Source organism: Arthrobacter sp. ISL-65 (assembly GCF_018613795.1).
Classification (GTDB): domain Bacteria; phylum Actinomycetota; class Actinomycetes; order Actinomycetales; family Micrococcaceae; genus Arthrobacter.
This window is the reverse complement of record NZ_JAGGPN010000014.1, coordinates 25,029-45,834: the sequence shown is the minus strand read 5'-3', so window position 1 is coordinate 45,834 and position 20,806 is coordinate 25,029. Positions and strand designations below refer to the sequence as shown.

Genomic DNA, 20,806 nt, shown 5'->3' with positions numbered 1-20,806 from the left:
CGCCTCCCAGCCGACGGTCCAGAGACCGAAGGAAAACTTGTCATCACGAGTGGGCTGAATCGCCATTGAGTGCTCCCGTTTGTTTTGGAGGGACCTGCCCCCTCGGGAAGATCCGGAATATGTTCCACAAACAAACATATTAGGTTTAGCCGCTATGTCAACCTTTTTTTGGCGCCTTCATGTTCGGCCATGAGGCCCCCGAAGTCTATCTTCGGCCCCGCGCCGGGTGTTATGTTCTCTGAAACACCAAACGAAGGGCAGGCAATGGTTAGCGAAGCAGGAACTGAGCTGCACACCGCGGGGCACAACTGGGCCGGCAATCTCAGGTACGCCGCCGCCGAGGTGCAGGAACCGGCGACGGTGCCGGAGCTTCAGGACCTGGTGGCCGGCGCCCAGAAACTTCGCGCGCTCGGCTCGCGGCACTCCTTCAACCGAATCGCCGACACTTCCGGCGTCCTGGTCTCGCTCGAGCGCCTCGAGCCGGCCATCGAGGTGGACCCCGCCAACATGACGGTGACCGTGAGCGGCGGCACCCGCTATGGGACCCTGGCAGCGGAGCTGCAGCGCCAGGGCTATGCCCTGCACAACTTGGCGTCCCTTCCCCACATCTCCGTGGCCGGGGCCGTCGCCACCGCGACACACGGCTCAGGTGACCGCAACGGCAACCTGGCCACCGCCGTCGCCGGCCTTGAGCTGGTGACCGCCGACGGCGGGATCCTCACCTCGCGCCGCGGGGAACCCGACTTTGACGGCATGGTGGTGGGACTTGGCGCCCTGGGCGTCGTCAGCAGCCTGACCCTGGACATCGAACCGACGTTCCCGGTCTCACAGACGGTGTTCGACGATCTTGGCTGGGACCAGGTCCTGGAAAATTTCGACGACGTCACCTCCTCGGCGTACAGCGTCAGCCTGTTCACTGACTGGAGCGGGGACCGGATAGCGCAGGCCTGGCTGAAGTCCCGGACGGACGAGGAAGCGGCGCCGCTGCGGAACGGCTTCTTTGGCGGCACCCCCGCCAAAGAACCGAGGCATCCCATCGCCGGAGTGCCCGGAACCACCTGTACGCAGCAACTGGGCGTCCCCGGCCCGTGGTCGGACAGGCTGGCCCACTTCCGGATGGAATTCACTCCCAGCAAGGGCGACGAGCTGCAAAGCGAGTACCTGGTCCCCCGCGAGCACGCCGTGGACGCCATCCAAGCCATGCGCCGGCTGTCCCACCTGGTGACTCCGCTCCTTCTGGTTTCGGAGATCCGCACCATTACCGCGGACAGCCTCTGGCTGAGCCCGAACTACGGAACCGACAGCATTGGCCTGCACCTCACCTGGCGGCAGGACCAGCCCGCCGTCGAGGCAGTACTTCCCGTGATCGAGGCGGAGCTGGCGCCGTTCGGCGCCCGCCCCCACTGGGGCAAGCTGTTCGACGGCGGTGCCTCCCGCCTTGCGCCGCTCTACCCCCGCTTCGCCGACTTCAAGGCGCTCGCGGATCGCCTCGATCCGGAGGGAAAGTTCCGCAACGACTTCCTCAACACCAAGGTTTTCGGCAGCTGATATTGTTCCGATGATGCCTTCCCCTCGCCAACGGGCTGACCCGACCGCCCCGCCCAGCGAGCTGGACCCCTCCCGGCGGAACAATCTGGCCCTGATCACATCCCTGGTCCACCACCACCGTGTCCTCAGCCGTGCGCAGCTGACGAAAAGGACCGGGCTCAACAGGTCAACGGTCGGAACCCTGATCGGCCAACTAGTTGCGCTCGGACTGGTCTACGAGACCGCGCCAACGGGCGAGGCTCAGGTGGGCCGGCCGAGCCCCGAGGTGCGCCCGAGCCCTTCCATTGCCGCGCTCGCCGTCTACCCCGAGATCGACGCGGTCACCATTGGCCTGGTCAACCTCGGCGGCATCGTCCAGAAGAAGATCCGGTTCGCCACCGAACGGATTCCCAGCGCAAGGGAAGCGGTCAATATCGCCGCCGCCGTGATCGAGGGGATGCGGACGGAGCTGGAGCATTCCTACCGGATCACCGGCATCGGCGTGGCGGTGCCCGGCCTGGTAAACCCCGACGACGGAACGGTCCGCCACGCGCCGCACCTCGGCTGGCGGGATGAGCCAGTTGCCCGGATGCTGGGCGAGGCCACCGGCTACGCCTGCCAGGCCGCCAACGACGCCTCGCTCGCCGCGGAGGCGGAGCTGATCTTCGGGGCCGGCGCCGGGCGGGACAACCTCGTATACCTCAACGGCGGGGCCAGCGGCGTCGGCGGCGGGATCATTTCCAACGGCATGCTGCTCCGCGGAGCGTCCGGCTATGCCGGGGAACTTGGCCACACCTTCGTCCGTACGTCCGGCGAACAGTGCCATTGCGGCGCCACCGGCTGTCTGGAAACCGAGGTGTCCCAGGGACGGCTCTTCGAACTGCTGGGCCTCAGCGGCGGCGACACGCCCCAGCTGGAACAGGCCCTCCGCGCGTCAAGCAGCCCTGCCGTCGCAGAGGAAATAGCCCGGCAGCTCGGCTTCCTGGCCATCGCGTTGCGCAATGCCGTCAATACCTTTAACCCGGAGGTGATCATCCTCGACGGTTTCCTGGGGGTGCTCTACGCGATCGCCCCGGCCACCCTCGATGACCTGCTGCTGTCCCAGGCCATGGACGGCCCGGCCGCCCAGGTCAAGGTGCACCCCGCGGCACTCGGGTCCAACCTCATGATGATCGGCGCGGCCGAACTGGGATTCGCCCGGTTCCTCGCGGACCCCACCGGCTTTGGAGCGGCCCTCACGGCATAAGCCGGTTTAACGGCTAAGCCGGTCTAACGGCTAAGCCGGTCTAACGGCAGAAGGCACCGGGTGCGCCCGTTGGGACGCACCCGGTGCCCTGCATTCAGGCGACGTATAGGAACGCCAGGCTCCTACCGGCCGAACACCACCTCATAGGTCCGTGTCTGGCTTACGGCTTCACTCCGAACGGTGACCACGGCGGTTCCGGACTGTGCGTCCGCCTGCTTCACGGTGACCGTCGCGTACGGGTCAGCGGCCGTAGCCGTGACCTCCTGGCGCGGCCCCTGGGAGGCCGCCCGGTAGGAGGTGACGTCCGGGTCGAAGCCGGCCAGCGGCTGGCCGTTGACGGAAATCCCGGCCGCGGCGGCGTCGGAGGACTGGCCCGGAGCTGAGGCCAGAACCTGGACCTCACTGACCGTCATGTGGGTGTTCGTGCGGGCAGTGAGCACCACGCGCACATCCTTGGTGTCCACGTTGGCCACCGGAACCGTCACCACCGGGGCAGGGCTGCCGCCGGGGACCTGCACCGCAGCACCGGCGTTCTTCCACATGCCGTCGGCCGCCCTGGTCTGCACCTGCAGGCTCTGGGCGTAGCTGTCCGTGGATCCATCGCGGTAGAAGTGGACCTTCACGCCGGTCACCGTCTTCTGCTGTGCCAGGGAGACAGCCAGGGTATCCGTGGTGTTCTTGGTGCCCGATTTCCAGTTGGACCAGGCCTTGTCCGTCAGGTTGCCGTTGCCCAGTCCGGCCGTGCCGTAGCCCGGTTCCGTGAACGAGGCGCTGAACGTGGCACCGCCGTCGTCGGCCACGTTGTCGGCCGTTCCCGCCGTGACCTGCACGCGCACGGTGGCCGGCAGCGTCCGGCCGTCGGCGGCGTCGGCCGTGCCCGCAACCGTGGCCACGCCAGTTTCGGTGAACGCGGGAGCCGCGTCCCAGACAACCGGCCGCTCCACCTTGCTGCCGCCGGCAGTCACCGCGGTCACCGTGGCAGGCAGCGCGGGCGTTCCGCCAAGGTAGGTCTTGGCACGCGCCGGTAGCGTCGAAACGAGCGTGTCGACGGTGACGTTGGCTGTCACCGGATGGACAATACCCAGGACGTCCGTCACCGTTCCACGCACGTCAACGGTTCCCGGCTTGCTCCACCGGCTCTCGGGCGGCATCGTCCAGGTCACCGGCAGTTCGCCCCGGGCGCCGTCGCGGTAGACGGGCACCACCGTGGCGGGCAGCTGCGGAGCAGTCCCGGGCACAGTAAAGGCCGCGACGTTCTGGAATCCCTGGACGGTCTCATCGATGACCCGCCAGCGCTGGTTCTCACCGGAGTTGGCGGTCCACAACGTCACCGGCGACCCGTCCGCTGTGGCATGCCCGCCCACCTCGAGAAGCCGGCCGGTTGCCGCGTTGACCAACGTGTAGGTGCCGTCGCCGGTGGTGGACATGGTCCACTGGGAGGCGGTCGCCGGCGTTGCCTCCGCCGGAACCAGTTGGGGCGTTCCGTCGACGACGGCGAGCTGCCGCCCGCCGTCGGCCGTTTCAATCGCGTAGCGGGCACGGCTGCTGTTCTCACCGCTGAGGCGGCGGATGTTCCACAGCTGGTCAGCGCCGGCACCGGAACGGATAACGGCAGTACTGCCGGTTCTCTGCGCAAGGGACTTGCCGCTTTCGACGCCCTTGAGGCTGTAGACGTGGTCCGCCTGCACGAGGGCGGCGTCCTTGGCCACGCCGTGCACACCATCGACGAGGAACGTCGTGACGGACTCGGCCGGTACCGTGAGGACCGCCTTGTGGTCCTTTCCGACGGCGACCGGCTCACCCTCCACGAGCGCGCCGGACGCGTCGGAAGTCACCGGCGTCACGGTGGCGTTTCCTTGGACGGCTCCGAATCCGGAGAGGTCCAGTGCCACGGGGCGCTGCTGCTTGCTGTCGTTGACATGCACCACGGTGGCGCCGGAGTCCGAGACTGCGGCCGCGCTGTTCAGGTCATCCACCTTGACCAGGCGGTCCCCGGGCTTGATGAAGTGCGTGAAGTTCCGCGCCGTGTTGAACTTGGTGTTCGTGTAGATCGGGCAGCTTTCGAGGGTGTCCCCGGCGGCGCAGTCGAAGGGCAGCTGGATCTCGCCCCAGTTGGAGCCGATGGCGCTTTCGCCGCCCGGCTTCATGTTGTTGTAGTCCTCAACGGGCTGCCAGAATACCCAGGCCTCGGGCTCCAGCTCGCGGAGGTCGTTGACCATGTGCTGGGCCAGGCCAAGGCCGGGCTGCATGCTCGTGAAGTTCTGACCGTCCATCCACGAGCCGCCGGTTTCGCTCATCCAGAGGGGTTTGTCCTCGCCCTTGGCGATGTCCCGGACGGCTGTCCGCTGTCCGGTCCCGTAGGTGTGGACGTTGAGCTGGGCCACGTTCGCCTTGGCTTCGGCGGAATAGCTGTTCCAGTTGTTGGCGAACGTCGAGGGGTTGGTCTCGTCCATGGCGCTGATGACGGCGCCGGTGTCCGCACTGGCCAGGGCCTTGGCCAGCGACTGGACCACCTTCTGCTGCAGTTCGGGGCCCATGTGGGCGCCTTCCTGCCGGCCACCGACCGGCTGGCCCGCCGGGTTCAGGCTGGTTCCCCAGTAGGGCGTATTCGGTTCGTTCATGGGATCGATCGTGTCGATCTTGATGCCGTGGGTTTTTTCAAGCTGCTTGACGACGCCCACCAGATAGGAGGAGAAATCGTCAACGCTCTCGGTCCGCAGCTGGTCCTGCGAGGAGTTGAAGCCGCCCGACACGTAGCCGCTGACCGTCTGGAACCACGGTGGGGAGTTACTGAAGGCTTCCCAATGCGTGATGTCGTTCTTGATCCGGTCCACCCACCAGCGCTGCGTCTGGTCGGCGTCGAGGTTCCAGTGCTCCGGATTCGCCGGATCCCACCAGTCCTTGTCCTCCCGCGTGGTGCCCTCGGGCGCCTTCCACCAGCCCTCGACGGCCCCGCCGGCCCGGAGGTAGTCCTTCACGTCGGGGGCGTTGCCGCCGCCGACGTTGTACCGCGCGATGTTGAGGTTCAGCCCGTCGTCGCCGAAGACCATGTCCGCGAGCTTGTTGCGGACTTCATCCGGATAGTCACCGGTGGCATTGGCGAACCAGACCAGGCTGGTGCCCCACCCTTCGAAGGACTCGCCCTGGTAGGACGGGTCCGGCCGTACGGTCACGGCGCCTGCCGGCACGGGCTCATCGGCTGCCGGCGCTGCGAGCGCGGGTCCGGCCACGAGCCCTGCGGAGAAGACCGCCGCGGTGACTCCCGCGGCGGTCACGGCCCAGGGCCGTCTGGATCTGTTCGTCATTGAATTCCCTTCGGTGCGGTGATGCTGCTGATCTCTGGGGACTGCTGCTTTAGCTCAGCTGTTTCTTATTTGGGGGTTTTGAGAACGGCCACGCCGCGGGCGGCCAGTTTGGCGGCACGTTCGGCCGGGCTCGTGTCCGCGAGGACGGCTCCGGGGACCGCCGAGATGTCCACGGCCTGGTCAGTGCGGTTGATCAGGAAAAAGAAGCGCCCTTCCTCACCCGTGCGGACGGCAAGTTCGACGGCGCCACGGAGTTCCGCGGGCATTTCAGACTCGACGCCGGCAAGGTGGGCGAATTCCCGCAGGACCGGAACCAGGCCGTCGGGTCCGAGTCGCGTCGCCACGTAGCCGGCGGATCCGTTGCCCACGCTGCGCCGGGTCACGGCGGGTTCGCCCGCCCGGTCACCGGAGGTGAACCGGCGCAGGACCTTCGTGTCCCCGGAGGTGGTGGCCACCGAGTCCGCCCACAAAGTGCCGGTTGACCCGTCGTCGAGCGTGGCCTCTTCTCCGGGGGCCAGCGGCCCGAACTCTTCCACCCGGATCCCCAGCAGCTCGCTGAGGGCACCTGGGTATCCGCCCAGCCACACGTGGTCGTTCTGGTCCACGATGCCGGAGAAGTACGTGGTCACGAGGTGCCCGCCTGCCTCGACGAAGCTATTCAGGCGCGAACGCAGCTCCGCCGGCACCACGTGCAGGACCGGCGCGATGACCAGCTGGTACCCCTCAAGGGAGGCCGCCACCGGGAGGACGTCGGCGCGGATGCCGCTGGCCAGGAACGCCGAGTACCAGTCGAGCGCCTCCTGCCGGTAGCGGAGCCTGTCGCTCGGATGGGAGTCCAGCTCGCTGGCCCACCAGGAATCCCAGTCGAAGAGGATTGCAGCCTTTGCGGGCTCACGGCGGCTACCCGTGATCGCCGAGAGTTCGCCCAACGTCCGGCCCAGGGCGGTGACGTCGCGGAAGAGCCTGCTGTTGCTGCCGGCGTGCGAAACCATCGCGGAGTGGTATTTTTCCGCCCCGGCGCGGGACTGCCGCCACTGGAAGAAGCAGACCGCATCTGCCCCGTGCGCCACATGGGTGAGCGAGTCCCGGGCGAGAGCCCCGGGCTTCTTGGGCGTGTTCACGGGCTGCCAGTTGACGGCGCTGGTGGAGTGCTCCATGAGGAACCAGGGGTTGCCGCCGGCGATGTTGCCGGTCAGGTTCGCGGAGAAGGACAGCTCGTCGTGGTCCTGCGGGCCGGGGACCACGTAGTGGTCGTTGGAGACGAAGTCGACGTCGGCGGCCCAGGCGGCGTAATCCATTCCCTTGGTCTCCCCCATCACCATGAAATTGGTGGTGACGGGGATGTCCGGGGTGATGCTGTTGAGGATGTTCCGTTCGGCACGGAGGTAGTCCTGCAGCGAGTCCGAGGAGAAGCGTTTAAAGTCCAGTTGCTGTGTGGGGTTCGGGTAGGACGCCGCCTTCCGCGGCGGGAAGATGTGGTTCCAGTCCGCGTAGCGCTGGGACCAGAAGTCGGTCCCCCAGGCGGTATTCAGCTGCTCAAGGGTTCCGTAGCGGACCTGCAGCCAGCGGCGGAAGGCGCTTGCGGCGTCGTCGGAATAGTCGTAGATGTTGTGGCAGCCAAGTTCGTTGGAAACGTGCCAGGCGCAGACGGCGGGGTGGTCCTTGTACCGCTCGGCCATGGTGCGCACGAGCGTCAGTGCGTGCTCGCGGAAGACCGGGGACGTGGGCCGCCAGTGCTGCCGGCCGCCCGGCCAAAGGGTTTCGCCGTTCTGGGTGACCGGCAGGATTTCCGGGTGTTCGGCTGCGAGCCATGGCGGCGGGGAGGCGGTGGCGGTGGCGAGGTCCACGGCGATGCCGTTGGTGTGGAGCAGGTTGATGATGTCGTCGAGCCAGGAAAAGTCCCAGGTGTCCCGCGTTGGCTGGAGCCGGGCCCAGGAGAAGATCGCCAAAGAGACGATGTTGACTCCGGCTTCCTGCATGAGGCGGACATCCTCGGCCCAGACCTCCCGGGGCCACTGCTCCGGGTTGTAGTCGGCGCCGAAGGCCAGCCGCTTGGTGTCCGGGGACGGCCAGCGCAGCCAGCGGTGGTTGGTGGCGAGGGACATGGATCTCCTATTTCGGGGGCGTTGGGGTAGGGCGCGGCTGAGCGGCCGCGAAGCTGGGGGCCGCGGACGCGCCGGGCTGGCGCGTCCGCGGAGGTGGGGCCGGGTTACTTGCGGCCTGTTATTCCTTGACCGTGAAGCCCTGCTCGGTGCCGTACTTGGCCGAGGCTTTCTGCCATGCGGTCAGGCCGTCCTTGAGCTTGGTGCCGGAGACGTAGGCCTGGCCGGCGGTGTCGTTGAAGATGCTGTTGGCGTAGACCTGGAAGGGCAGGTAGGACCAGCCGGCGGGAACGTTCTTCGCTGACTCGGCGAAGATCTCGTTGGCTTTCTGGCCGCCGAAGTACTTGAACTGGGTGTTCTGGAATTTCTCGGACGCGAGGTCCTTTGAGGTGGCAGGGAACGCCCCGCCGTCGATCCGGGTTTGGACGCCTTCCTCCACGTTGGAGTACTTCAGGAAGCCGTACGCCAGCGCTGCCTGGCTGCTGGCGGCGGGGATCGCCAGGGAGCTGCCGCCGTTTTCGGAGCTGCTGGTGGCACCCTTTTCCCACTGCGGCAGAGGGGCGACCCGCCATTTGCCGGCCCCGTCGGCGACGCCGGAGACGAGGTTGCCCGGCATCCAGGCGCCGGTGGACAGGGTGGCAATGGTTCCGTTGCCGAGGCCCTTGTACCACTCGTCGCTCCAGGAGCTGATGGGGGCCAGGAGGTCCTCATCGATGAGCTTTTGCCAGGTCTCGGCGAACTTGGTGGACCCTTCGTCGGAGAAGTTCACGCCGACGTTGGTGCCGTCCACCTGGTAAGGCTTGCCGCCGGCCTGCCAGATCATGCTGGTGGTGAACCCTGCGTCGCCGGTGTCGTTGGCGATGTAGGCCTTGGGGTCAGCCTTTTTCAGCGCGCGTCCGGCCTCGAGGAACTCATCCCAGGTGGTGGGCACCGCGATGCCGTGCTTGTCGAACAGTTCCTTGTTATAGAACAGGGCCATGGGGCCGGAGTCCATGGGAAGGCCGTACACGCCGCCTTGTGCCTGCACCGAGGACCACGGACCGGCCGTGAAGGTGCCGTCGAGGTCAGCAGCACCGAACTGGCCAAGGTCTGCCAGCGACTTGCTGAGGGCAAACTGCGGGAGTGCGTAGTACTCGATCTGCGCGACGTCGGGCACACCGGAACCGGCGGAGACCGCGTTCTGGAGCGCGGTGTACTGGTCGTTTCCGGTGCCTGCGTTGACCAGGTTGACGTCCACGTTCGGGTACTTGGCCTCGAAGCCTTCGGCGACCTTCTTCAGCGACTGGTCCCAGGCCCACACCGTCAGCTTGCCGCCCTTCTGGAGGGCCGCTTCGACTGCGTCGCTGTTGACCGTTTGCTGCGGCGCCGCGTTGCCGCCGCCTCCGCAGGCGGTGAGCCCCAGGGCGAGTGCGGCGGCGACGGCGGAGCTCTGCAGCAGGCCGCGGCGGGTCAGGGTCTTGATCATGTCTTCCTTCTAACTGCGTTGTTGGTGAGGGTGGGACGGGACGGGACGGGACGGGACGGGACGGGACGGGACCGGACGGGACGGGGCGGGACGGGGATTATTCTTTGACGCTCCCGGCGGACAGGCCGGACTGCCAGTAGCGCTGGAGCAGCAGGAACGCTGCGATCAGCGGCAGGATGGTGAGCAGGGAGCCGGTGATGACGAGGTTGAAGATGGCTTCCCCGCCGGCGGTGGCGGCTTGTGCGTTCCAGGCATTCAGGCCCAGGGTGAGGGGGTACCAGTCCGGGTTCTTCAGCATGATCAGTGGCAGGAAGTAGTTGTTCCAGGTGGCCACCATGGTGAAGAGCAGCACGGTGACGATGCCCGGGGTCAGCAGCGGCAGGCAGACCTGGAAGAACGTGCGTGCCTCGCTGGCGCCGTCGATCCGGGCGGACTCCATGATCTCGGTGGGGATGGCCTCGGAGGCGAAGGTCCACATGAGGTACAGGCCGAAGGGCGAGATGAGCGAAGGGATGATCACGGCCCAGGGGGTGTTGGTGAGGCCCATCTGGCTGAACATGAGGAAGGTGGGAACCGCGAGGGCAGTGCCGGGGATGGCCACCGCGCCGATGACGACGGCGAACACGGCCTTCCGGCCCGGGAAGTCGAACTTCGCCAGCGCGTAGCCGCCGAGGACGGCCAGGAACGTGGCACCGCCGGCGCCGAGAACGACGTAGAGGACCGTGTTGGCGAACCAGCGAAGGAAGATCCCGCCGTCGTAAGTTGCTGTCCGGGCGATGTTGTCCCAGAGGGCAAAATCGCCGCCGAACCACAGGCCGAAGGAGTTGAGGAGGCCGTCCTGGGTTTTGGTGGCGTTGACCAGCAGCCAGAACAGCGGGGCCAGGCTGTACAGCAGGACAAGCCCCATCAGGAGGGTCAGTGCCACGCTGCGGCGCGAACGCCTGGACCCGGCTGTGCGGGGGGACCGCAGACGTGCCGCAGAACTTGAGCCCTTAGCTGTGCCGGCGCTGCGGGGACGGGAAGCTGTCTGAACGCTCATGGTCAGCGCTCCTTTCGCATGCCGCGGACCTGGACGGCATAAGCAATGGCCATGGTGATCAGCCCCATGATGATCGCCACCGTGGCGGAGTAGTTGTACTGCTGCCCGGAGAACGACAGGGAGAAGGCGTACAGGTTGGGCGTGAAGTAGGTCGAGATGGTGTTGGGTGAGAGGCTCTTGAGGATGCTGGGCTCGTTGAAGAGCTGGAAGCTGCCGATCACGGAGAAGATGCTGGCCACCACAATGGCGCCGCGGATTGCCGGCAGCTTGATGGCGGTGATGACCCTCAGCTGGCCGGCGCCGTCGATCTCGGCAGCCTCATAGAGCGACTTGGGGATGACGGTCAGCGCGGAGTAGAAGATCAGCATGTTGTAGCCGATGAACTCCCACGTGACGATGTTTCCGATGGAGGCGAGCACCAGTTCGGAGGAGAGCGGGCTGGGCAGGTTGAGGCCGAAGGCCTGGTTGATGTTTCCCACCAGGCCGAACCGGGTGCCGTACATGAAGCCCCACATGAGGGTGGCGACGACTGCCGGCACGGCATACGGCAGGAAGATCGAAATCCGGAAGAACGACCTTCCGTAGAGCCGGCCGCTGTCCAGGGCGAGGGCCACAACCAAGGCGATGAACAGCATGACCGGAACCTGGACTGCCAGGAACAGCGAAACCCGCCCCAGCGCTGACCAGAACTGCGCGTCTCCCAAGGCCCGGGCGTAGTTGTCCAGGCCCACGAACGCGGTGCCGCCGATGAGCTGGTTGCGGAAGACGCTCAGGTAGATGGAATAGGCGATCGGGGCCAGGAAAACCAAGGCGAACACCGCCATGAAGGGGCCGATGAACAGCCAGCCGGCCCAGGAACGGCGGCTGGCGAGGCGGCTCGTGCGGCCGGCCGGGGCTGCCGGTCCGGCAGGCGCCGTGACTTGCGGGGACGTCATTGTCATGAAAGGTCCTCTGTAGTGCTGCGTCACGTGACGGGTGACGGATGGTGTTCTGTTTGCGTAAACATCAAAGTGAGCTTTTGTTAGTGTTTGCGCAAACATGATTGGTACGATGGTGACATGGAGCACGAACCCGGTCAACCCCCGGTCCACAATCTGTCCGCTGCACCCGGCGGTGCAGGCGACGCGCTGCGGCGCCAGCCGCAGGTGTCCATGGCCGACGTCGCCAAGCTCGCCGGCGTCTCCTCCCAAACTGTTTCCCGCGTGTCCAACGGGAGCCCGGACGTCATCGAAAGCACGCGGCGCCAGGTCATTGCGGCGATGAACGAGCTGGGATACCGGCCGAACAGCGCGGCCCGGGCGCTCAAGCGCGGCAGCTTCCGGACCATCGGTGTGATCACCTTCTCGCTGTCCTCGCTCGGGAACATGCGCACCCTGGAGGCCATCGCGCTGCACGCCGCCCGGCAGGACTTCGCCATCACACTGATTCCGGTGACAGCCCCCACTCAGGCCGGCATCCAGGGCGCGTTCTCCCGTATGGGCGAACTCGCCGTCGACGCCGTGATCGCCATCATGGAGGTCCACCTCCTGGACGCAGCGACAGTTACGCTGCCCCCGGGAGTGAAGGTCGTCGTCGTCGATTCCGACGCCGGCGAGCAGTACAGCGTGGTGGACACCGACCAGGCCGACGGCGCCCACAAAGCAGTCCGGCACCTTTTGGATTTGGGCCACGAGACGGTCTGGCACGTGGCCGGCCCCGAAGAGTCCTTCGCCAGCGAACGCCGCGCCGCGGCCTGGCGCAGCACGCTGACCGCCGCAGGCAAACCAGTGCCGCCGGTGCTCCGCGGCGACTGGTCAGCGGACTCCGGCTACAAGGCCGGCCTCCGACTGGCCGACGAACCCGGCTGCACCGCCGTCTTCGCCGCCAACGACCACATGGCCCTGGGCCTGCTCCGCGCCTTCCGGGAGAAGGGGAAATCCGTCCCCGAGGACATCAGCCTCGTCGGGTTCGACGACGTCCCCGAAGCCTCCTCGTACGCTCCCCCGCTGACCACGGTCCACCAGAACTTCGCCGACGTCGGCAACCAGTGCGTGGACAACGTCCTCCAGCAGATCCGCACCAACACCACCGAACCCGGCGTCACCCTGGTGCCCACTGAACTCGTGATCCGCGCAAGCACGGCGGCGCCGAAGGGGAAATAGGTCATATTCGCTGGGTCTCGGTTGCCTCGCGGGGACACTCGGGGGATGATGGTTAGAGAAGCTAATTAGCGTTGCTAACTATCAGGAGGCGCACTTCCTCAATGCCTGCGACCGAAACGGCACACCAAGAAACCCCGCAATCCATCCGGCCGGACATGCTGGCGATCGACCTTCGGACCGCCGTAATGCGGACCTCCCGCCGGCTCCGGGTCGAAGCAACCGGCGACGTCATCACCCCCGGCCAGTACACGGTGCTGGCCCAGCTCCACAGTGACGGCCCGCGCACACCCCGGGAACTGGCGGCACGGGAGCACGTACAGGCGCCTTCGATGACCCGGATCGTGAACGCCCTTGCAGAGCAGGGGTTTGTGTCCCGGTCAGCGCATCCGGAGGACGGCCGCCAGATTCAGGTAGCTATCACCCCAGCCGGTGTGGACGTCCTGGAAGAGGCGCGGGAACAGCGCACCGCCTGGCTGGCCCAACGGGTGGCCGGCCTGAGCCCGGAGGACCGACTGACCCTGAGCCGCGCCGCGCAGATCATGCAGGAGATGAGCGCCCGATGAGCGCCACATTCCGGGCGTTGCAAAACCCCAACTACCGGTTGTGGGCCGGCGGTGCCCTCGTGTCCAACATCGGCACCTGGATGCAGAGGGTCGCGCAGGACTGGCTGGTCCTGACCGTCCTCACGGACCATTCCGGAACCGCGGTCGGCATCACCACGGCCCTGCAGTTCCTTCCCATGCTGCTGCTTGGCCCCTACGCAGGAGTGCTTGCTGACCGGCACCGGAAACGCGTGATCCTGCTGTGGACGCAGTCGGCAATGGGCCTGTGCGGGCTGGCCGTCGGGCTCCTGGTGGTGACCGGCGCGGCGCAACTGTGGCAGGTGTACGCGGCCGCCCTTTGCCTGGGGCTGGCCAGCGCCATTGACGGGCCGGCACGCCAGTCCTTCGTCTCCGAACTCGTGGGACAGGACCATATCGCCAATGCAGTGTCCCTCAACTCCGCCTCCTTCAACACCGCCCGGCTCACGGGACCGGCGATCGCCGGCGTGCTCATTGCCTGGGTGGGCACCGGCCCCGTCTTCCTGCTCAACGCCGCCAGCTTTGCCGCCGTCCTGATCTCGCTGGCCCGGATCCGCGCATCGGAGCTAGTCCCGGCCGCACCGGCTATCCGCAGCAAACACCAGGTTGCCGAGGGGCTGGGCTACGTCCGCCGGCGTCCTGATTTGGTGCTGATCCTCGTCCTGGTGGGCGTCCTGGGGGCCTTCGGCATGAACTTCCCCATCACCAACGCCCTGATGGCCACGGCGGAATTCGGAATGGGGCCCGGTGAATTCGGACTCTTGGGCTCCATCATGGCCGTAGGGACACTGGCGGGCGCGCTGCTCGCTGCACGCAGGTCCCGGCCCCGGCTGCGTTTCCTGCTTGGCGGAGCGCTAGGTCTGGGCTTCTTTACGCTGGTGGGCAGCGTCTCGCCGTCGTTCTGGCTGTACGCAGCCATCCTGGTCCCGGTGGGCCTCGCATCGATGACCTTCCTGAACAGCTGCAATACGAGCATCCAGCTCTCAGTGGAGCCACCATTCCGGGGACGAGTGCTTGCCCTTTATTTGGCAACCCTGCAGGGCGGGACTGCCTTGGGGGCCCCGCTCATGGGCTGGCTGGGCAGCACCTTCGGCGCCCGCTGGTCAGTGGCGGCAGGCGGCGCCGTCGTCCTGCTGACCGGATTGCTCGCAGTGATTGTGGTGGTCCGTAGCAGCCGGCTGACCTTGCGGCAGCAACTTTTGGCCTCCTTCCCGAGGAGGCGGACGCAACCGGGGAGCGCCGTCGTCAGTCCTTCCCCTGGAGGGCGTACTCCAGGATGAAGTCACTCTCCACCGAGTCGCCCAAGGTGAATGATTTGGTCCCCACCTTGGTGAAGCCTGACTTCTCGTAGAAACGGATGGCCCTGGCGTTCTGGCTGTTGACCCCCAGCCAGACGCTGGCCGCTCCCTGCTCTGCTGCCCAGTCCAAAGAGGCCCGCATCAGGGTGGAGGCTGCGCCCCGTCCGTGATGGTCCGGGTGCACGTAGCACTTGCTCAGTTCGACGGACCGCTGCGCGCCCAGTGCGAGGAGCACATCAGGGTCCGTTGAATGCCGGTCGACCAGCAGGGTGTAGCCATCAAGCCGGCCGCCCTGCTCAAGCACCAGGATGGCTATGTTGCTGTCCGCGAGGTACTCCCTGAACCTGTCCTCGCTGAGCGTCCGCCTGAGGTGGAGCTGGATGTCCTCCGGCGAGGAGCCTGGCGGGCAAGCGAGCGGGAAAGTGGCCGCCGCCAAGTCAGCCAGGGCAGCAGCGTCACGGGCAAGGGCCTTGCGGATCATTGAAACTCCGATGTTTGCGAGCGGGCAGGAATCACTAAAGGATTCTAGGGTTGGCCCAACAACCGGTTGACGAATCGACGGATGCCAGTATCAGCTTGCCGGCCGCTGAACTGCAAGACCAAGGGGCCCCGCCGGTACCGGCGGAGCCCCCGGTTTAGTAATCAGAGCAGAATCACAGTTGCGCGTGCAGCCGCTCCAGCTCCGTCTTGGTGACGGGCAGGACCGTGCCGTGGCGCGGAGCCCGCGGCAGTTCGTAGTTGGTGGAGAGCTTCCAGTTCGGGTTTTCGAGGCTGGTGCTTTCCAGCGGGATATAGCCGCGGCCGCCGAACTCGTCGACGAACAGGTAGTACTTCTCCTCAGTGTTCGACTTGAAGATGGTGGGCCCTTCCACGCCGCCGGTTCCGGCCTTCTTGCCGATGCAGTTGCCCATCAGCGTCCAGTTGCGCGGGTTCGTGGCGGGCAGGTCGACGGCCAGCAGGTCGCTCGACTTTTCCTGCATGATGTCCAGGCAGCCGGAGACCTGCCCCTCGTCCTTGGTGAACCGGTAGTACGTGTCGCCCTCTTTGATGACGGTGGAGTCGATCACCGAGTTGCCGGGGTCGTTCCACACCTTGGCTTCGGTGAAGGTCCGGAAGTCCCGGGTGGTGGAGTACATCATCTTGTTGTAGGTGCCGCCGGTGTGGTTGGGGTCGTTGTCGGCGTAGATCTTGGAGGCCCAGTAAACAACGTAGGCGCCGATCTTCTCGTCGTAGTGCGCTTCCGGAGCCCAGGTGTTCCCCGCGGTATCCGGCGAAACCTTCACGTGCCGCTGCCCGGACCAGTTCACCAGGTCGGTCGATTCCCAGACCTCGATGTATTGGCTGCCCTGGCGCTGCGAGGAGTCCCAGCTGGTGCCGCTGCCGATGGAGAGGTCCGTGGCGATCATGTAGAACTTGTCGCCCTCCGGGGAACGGATGATGAACGGATCGCGCAGGCCCTTGGTGCCGAGGCCGGACTTGAGGACCGGCTTCCCGCCGTTCAATTCGTCCCACTTGAGCGCGTCGTTGCCGCGGCTGGCGGCCATGTAGATGTTCTCGCCGGCGAGGTCGTTGCCCGTGAAGTACGCGAAGGCGTAGCCCTCCTTGGCCTCGGCCTTGGGCAGTGGCAGCACCGTCACCCGGAACTTCTTCCTGTCCTTGGTCTTGCCGAGGGACACAATGGCGTGCAGGTTGAGCTTCGCCGGAGCACTGCCGTAGGCCGGCCGGGTGACCTTGCCCGTGGCCGTGACAACGGACTGTTCGCTCGACTCCCATGCCACCTTGGTGCCGTACAGCCCCGCGGTCGGCAGGGTGATGTTGCCGCGGATCGCGTCCGCGTCCCACACGTTCAGGGCTGCGGCGGCCTCAGCGACCTTCTGCTCGTCGCTGATGTCCTCCGGCACCGTGACGGTAAAGGATTTCGACGCCGATGCCCCGCCCGAGCTGGCCGTGGCAGTCAGGGTCACGGTGGCGTCTCCGGTTCCATGGGCCGGCCGTGTGACGGCTCCCTGGGCGGAGACGGTGGCCGGATCCGAGGAGGACCAGGCGTAGGCAGAGCCATTCGGCCCGGTCAGAGGCAGCTTAAGGTTGGCGGTCACCGCGGAGGTGTCCCCCAGCGACAGGTCCTGCAGATCAAGGGCAACCCGCTGCTCCGGGGAAACGTATCCGAGCTCCCGCACCTCGTCGGCCGAGAGTGCACGGTTGTAGATGCGGAAGTCGCGGACCTGGCCCTTGAGGTACTTGTCGCCGCTGTAGACGGACCGCCCGAGGTAGTTCGCCGCCGTCGTTCCTCCCCCGATGTTCCCGGGGGTGATGGTGACGCCGGTCTTCCGGGCAACTTCGGTGCCGTCCTCGTAGAGGACGGCGGTGCCGCCGCTGAGCGTGTAGGTGATGGTCTTCCAGGCGCCGCGCGCCAGGTCCCGGTTGGCGCTGAGGGTCTGTTCCGTCGACCAGTTGCCGCTGGCGATGGACGTCCGGTACGCGTTGCCGGTGGTGAAGAGGTAGCCGTTGCCGGTGCCATTGGTGGTGTTGCCCATCCCCCAGATGAAGTAGGGGGCGCCCTGGTCGGCCGCGATCTTCACGTCCGTGGAGACGGTGATGGAAGCGAGGCCGCGCATGACGTCATTCGGGAGGCGGACATGGGCGTTGGTCCCGCCGAGCTGCAGCCCTTCGTTGCCCAGCGTGGTGGCGTCACCGCTGATCACGCCGTTGCGGCCGTTGCCAGAGCTGTCTTCCGCCACGGTCCCGGCGGTTTCCGTCAGGTTGTACTTGAGGACCAGGCCGTCGTCGACGGCGGCATGGGCCGGTGCTGCAGCGGTCAGCCCGCCGAGTGCCAACGCAGCTGCGGCAATCAACGCCGGGCCCGTGCGGGCCCGTGAGGAGGTAGGGAACATTGAGACACTTTCGTTCGGGCGGCCGAAGCCGCTGCTTGAAATGGCGGGAAAGAAGCAATCGGGAACGGACGACGCCGGACTGGCCGGCTTAGGCGGTCAGCCTGACCACCAGCGCCCGGCCGCCGCTGACCAGGAGGCTTTGCAGGGTCTGGTCAGGAACGCTGCGGGTGTCGCCGTCGATGTACTGCTCGAGATAGTGCACGGCCTTGGCCGTGGTCTTCTGGGCGAGTGCCTTCCGGGCGGACTTCAGCCGTGCGCCGAGCATGTCGGAGGTCTCGGCCATGATTCTGCCGGCCGCCAGAGCCGCGTCCGCCATCTTCTGAAGGTCGTCGATCTCGCCCTCCGGAGTGCCGAATGCCGCCCGCTGGGCCGCCTTGTAGATGCGGTCCGCGTCGGGGCGGGTGAGGGATCCCTCGGCAACCCAGGCGTCCGTCACCTGGGTTAAGCGCCGGAGAAGCTCCGGCTTGTTGGCAAACGGTGCCGACTGCCAGACGTCGTCCAGGAGCGTGGTCTTGTCTGCCCGCGCCGGGTTGGCCACACCGGAGTCCACGCCGCCGAACACCACGGACGGCTCGGCTCGCCGGAAGTACGAATGGAAGGCGTCCTCGGTTCCTTCGAGGAACGGTGCCAGTTCCGCTCCTCCCAAGGTGAAGTGCAGGGGCTTGCCCGCTATCGGCTGGAGGGCCGGGGCCAGGTCACCGCTGAGCCGGGCTGCTCCATAGAGGCTGAACGGCAGCAGGGTGGTGCGGGCGTCCCGGGCCACGAGGTGCACCGGACCGTACATAAGGGTCTGGACCGTGGGATCGTCCAGGGCCCGTTCGGCGCGGAGCGTGAACGGCATCTCCACGTCCACGGTGTCCCCGCTCTTCCATGCCCTGTCGATGCCCAGGTAGGTGCCGGGCGTGGCCGCCGCATCAACAGGTGCACCGTTGACCCGGACCGTGAAGCCGGCCGTGGCCCACGCCGGAACGCGCAGCCGGAGCTCGAACTGCCCGGATCCCGCAATCTGCAGCGTTGTCCGCTGTTCGAAGGGGTAGGAGGTCTTCTGCGTGACCGTGACGTTCTTCGCGGCCCAGCGGAGCGTGGACGGAATGTAGAGGTTGACGTAGAGCGCGCTGCCGTCGTCGGCGGTGAAATAGACGGAATCCTGGTACTTCGTTGCCGACTCCAGGCCGGTGCCTTCGCAGCACGTGGTGCCCTGCTTGGGAGTGAAGTCGCGGACGGCGCCCGGCTGCAGGCCGATGAAGTATGTGGCCAGCGGCAGCTCCGCGTTCTCCTGGTCCTGCTTCGAGCCGAGAACCTGGTTGAAGAGCGCCCGCTCGTAGTAGTCCATGTACGCGGGATTCTGGTCCTTGAAGAACAGTTCGCGGGACAGCTTGAGCATGTTGTAGGCGCAGCAGCTCTCGGCGTCGGTCGCGTTCAGGGTGGCGGCGACCTTCTCGCGCTCCTTCCAGAACTCGCCCTGACTGGTTCCGCCGATGCTGAACATGCGGGTTGGCACCACCATGGTCCAGAAGTTTCGGGCCGCGGTGAGGTACCGCTCCTCGCCGGTGGCGTTGTACATCAGGACCAGCCCGGTGAAGATCGGGATGTGCTGGTTGGCGTGCAGGCCCGCGAGGATGTCCTTGTTCTGGGCGCACGCATCGATGAGTGAGTCGAGGTCGAAGTACTTGGCGAGCTCCAGGTGCTCCGGCTTGCCCGAGTGCCCGTAGGTCTCCAGGATGGCCTCCACGACGCCGCCGTATTCGCCGCTGGAGAAGATTCCCCACATGCGCTGGCGTACTGCCGGGCTGAGTTTGCTCAGCCGGGAGTGCATCCAGTCGCAGAGCCCCGTGGCCAGATCCAGCGCCTTCGGCTCCCCCGTTGCCGTGTAGGCGTCAAGGAGGCCCTTCAGGATCTTGTGCGCCGTGTAGTAGGGGGCCCAGACCCGGAAGTAGTCCGGCGTGGTCCTGCTCTCCAGCTCGATGAACTGGGTCTCCGGGTACGCCGCGAGGAATCCGGGGTGGCTGGGCATGCCCCAGGTGCGCCGGACCGTGGCATGCCGGCCCTTGCCGGAGGAATCGGCCAGTACGTTTCCGCCCGTTTCGCTGCAGGCGAGGGAGACGACGTCGCCGTTCCCGGCTGTAGTGCCCGACGCGCGGGCTGCCGCCAGCTCTGCGACCTGACCTGCGGTCAGCGCGGCGGACCAGATGTTCACGTCCTGGTAAGCGCCGGCAAAGGTGGGGTCGTTGTACTGCGACCGCCCGAGCCACACGTTCGCGAGGCTGCCGAGCTGTGCGGGCGTCAGGGTCATGGCGGTGTTCTGGCCGGCCTGCCGGCCGTTGACGTAGAGCGCTCCGGTGCGGCCGTCCAGGGTGACCGCAATGTGGCTCCACTCGTTGACCGGCAGCGGGGCGGAGCCCACGATTGTCTGCTCACCCCCGGCAAAGTTCCGGGTGATGGCGAACCGCGGCAGCCCGGCGCCGTCGCGCTGGGCGAGGAAGGCGTACGTTTTGGTGTCGTTGCCGACGTCGAAGATGCGCGCCCAGTTTGCCGCCGCCGCGGGGCGCACCCACGCCGCGAAGGTCATGCCCGTCAGCCCGTCGAGGGAGCCCGCGGGCAGTTGGCCGTAAACGTAGGAACCCCGCGCTATGTCGACGGCGGTCCCGGCCAAACGTCCGGCAACGGCCTGGATGGAGGGTTCCTGGGAGAGCGCCTGCCGGCATTCGTGCAGGGACGTCACCAGGTTCCGCAGCTTCGTTCCGAAGGCCTCCTCCCCCGTACCCGCATAGGCCTGGGCGAGCATGGACATGTGGTGTCCGGTGAAGTGGCCACGCAGGTTGCCGTTCGCCTCGCCGTCGAGCCCTTCCCAACCGCCGGCCGGCAGCGGAACCACCCCGTCGAGCGGCCTCAGTCCGGCGTTGGCACGGAAGACGTTGAGGTAGCGCCGCTCGTCGTACCCGCGGGCGAAGTTCAGGATCAGCTCGCGCTTCCGGGCGAACACGCCCGGGCCCAGGCTGACATCGGACAGCTTGAAGGGACGGACGGCCGCCGCCGCTGCGGCAAGTGCAGTGGTCATGGGGCCCTCCGCGGCCGTTGCGGCTGCCGCGGCGAGCGATGGCAGCCAGGGCAGCCAGGGCAGGGCGGCCGCGGCCGCCCCAAGCCGAAGGATGTTGCGCCTGGACACGTGATTCGTCATTGGATCTCCTAGGGAATGGTCCGCCTAAAGGGG

The 20,806-nt window shown here is 66.7% G+C and carries 13 protein-coding genes; 5 read left to right on the top strand and 8 right to left on the bottom strand.

Features of this window, described 5'->3' with window-relative positions; genetic code table 11:
* Positions 1-264 precede the first annotated feature (264 nt).
* Together J7I85_RS05970 and J7I85_RS05965 are read left to right on the top strand one after the other, a co-directional pair.
* Complete coding sequence (locus J7I85_RS05970) at positions 265-1,548, top strand: FAD-binding protein (protein WP_214847955.1); 1,284 nt, start codon at positions 265-267, stop codon at positions 1,546-1,548.
* A gap of 10 nt (positions 1,549-1,558) precedes the next feature.
* Positions 1,559-2,773, top strand: a complete 1,215-nt coding sequence (locus J7I85_RS05965; protein ID WP_214847953.1) for an ROK family transcriptional regulator — start codon at positions 1,559-1,561, stop codon at positions 2,771-2,773.
* A gap of 122 nt (positions 2,774-2,895) precedes the next feature.
* Here J7I85_RS05965 and J7I85_RS05960 read toward each other — a convergent pair whose 3' ends face one another.
* From J7I85_RS05960 to J7I85_RS05940, 5 genes are all read right to left on the bottom strand, one after another.
* On the bottom strand, positions 2,896-6,078 hold the full coding sequence (locus J7I85_RS05960; protein ID WP_214847951.1) for an Ig-like domain-containing protein: 3,183 nt from the start codon (positions 6,076-6,078) through the stop codon (positions 2,896-2,898).
* Between the two features lie 65 nt (positions 6,079-6,143).
* The gene (locus J7I85_RS05955; RefSeq protein ID WP_214847948.1) at positions 6,144-8,183 is read right to left on the bottom strand and encodes a beta-galactosidase; all 2,040 of its coding nucleotides are present in this window, start codon (positions 8,181-8,183) and stop codon (positions 6,144-6,146) included.
* Between the two features lie 118 nt (positions 8,184-8,301).
* Complete coding sequence (locus J7I85_RS05950) at positions 8,302-9,645, bottom strand: sugar ABC transporter substrate-binding protein (protein ID WP_214847946.1); 1,344 nt, start codon at positions 9,643-9,645, stop codon at positions 8,302-8,304.
* Positions 9,646-9,742: 97 nt separating this feature from the next.
* On the bottom strand, positions 9,743-10,684 hold the full coding sequence (locus tag J7I85_RS05945; RefSeq protein WP_214847944.1) for a carbohydrate ABC transporter permease: 942 nt from the start codon (positions 10,682-10,684) through the stop codon (positions 9,743-9,745).
* A gap of 2 nt (positions 10,685-10,686) precedes the next feature.
* Positions 10,687-11,625 carry a carbohydrate ABC transporter permease gene (locus tag J7I85_RS05940; protein ID WP_251023990.1) on the bottom strand — a complete coding sequence of 313 codons (939 nt, stop codon included), beginning with the start codon at positions 11,623-11,625 and terminating at the stop codon, positions 10,687-10,689.
* 117 nt (positions 11,626-11,742) lie between these two features.
* On the opposite strand from J7I85_RS05940, the gene J7I85_RS05935 reads away from it, so the two are divergent.
* From J7I85_RS05935 to J7I85_RS05925, 3 genes are all read left to right on the top strand, one after another.
* Positions 11,743-12,825, top strand: coding sequence for a LacI family DNA-binding transcriptional regulator (locus tag J7I85_RS05935; RefSeq protein WP_308159402.1), 1,083 nt, complete (start codon positions 11,743-11,745; stop codon positions 12,823-12,825).
* A gap of 101 nt (positions 12,826-12,926) precedes the next feature.
* Positions 12,927-13,388, top strand: coding sequence for a MarR family winged helix-turn-helix transcriptional regulator (locus tag J7I85_RS05930; protein ID WP_214847942.1), 462 nt, complete (start codon positions 12,927-12,929; stop codon positions 13,386-13,388).
* On the top strand, positions 13,385-14,686 hold the full coding sequence (locus J7I85_RS05925) for an MFS transporter (protein ID WP_214847941.1): 1,302 nt from the start codon (positions 13,385-13,387) through the stop codon (positions 14,684-14,686). The genes J7I85_RS05930 and J7I85_RS05925 overlap by 4 nt, the downstream gene beginning before the upstream one ends.
* Here the strand turns inward: J7I85_RS05925 and J7I85_RS05920 are convergent.
* From J7I85_RS05920 to J7I85_RS05910, 3 genes are all read right to left on the bottom strand, one after another.
* On the bottom strand, positions 14,652-15,185 hold the full coding sequence (locus tag J7I85_RS05920; RefSeq protein ID WP_214847939.1) for a GNAT family N-acetyltransferase: 534 nt from the start codon (positions 15,183-15,185) through the stop codon (positions 14,652-14,654). The two genes, J7I85_RS05925 and J7I85_RS05920, sit on opposite strands and share 35 nt — an antisense overlap.
* A gap of 172 nt (positions 15,186-15,357) precedes the next feature.
* Positions 15,358-17,595 carry an immunoglobulin-like domain-containing protein gene (locus tag J7I85_RS05915; RefSeq protein WP_214847937.1) on the bottom strand — a complete coding sequence of 746 codons (2,238 nt, stop codon included), beginning with the start codon at positions 17,593-17,595 and terminating at the stop codon, positions 15,358-15,360.
* 88 nt (positions 17,596-17,683) lie between these two features.
* The gene (locus J7I85_RS05910; protein ID WP_214847929.1) at positions 17,684-20,773 is read right to left on the bottom strand and encodes a beta-L-arabinofuranosidase domain-containing protein; all 3,090 of its coding nucleotides are present in this window, start codon (positions 20,771-20,773) and stop codon (positions 17,684-17,686) included.
* Positions 20,774-20,806: the final 33 nt, after the last annotated feature.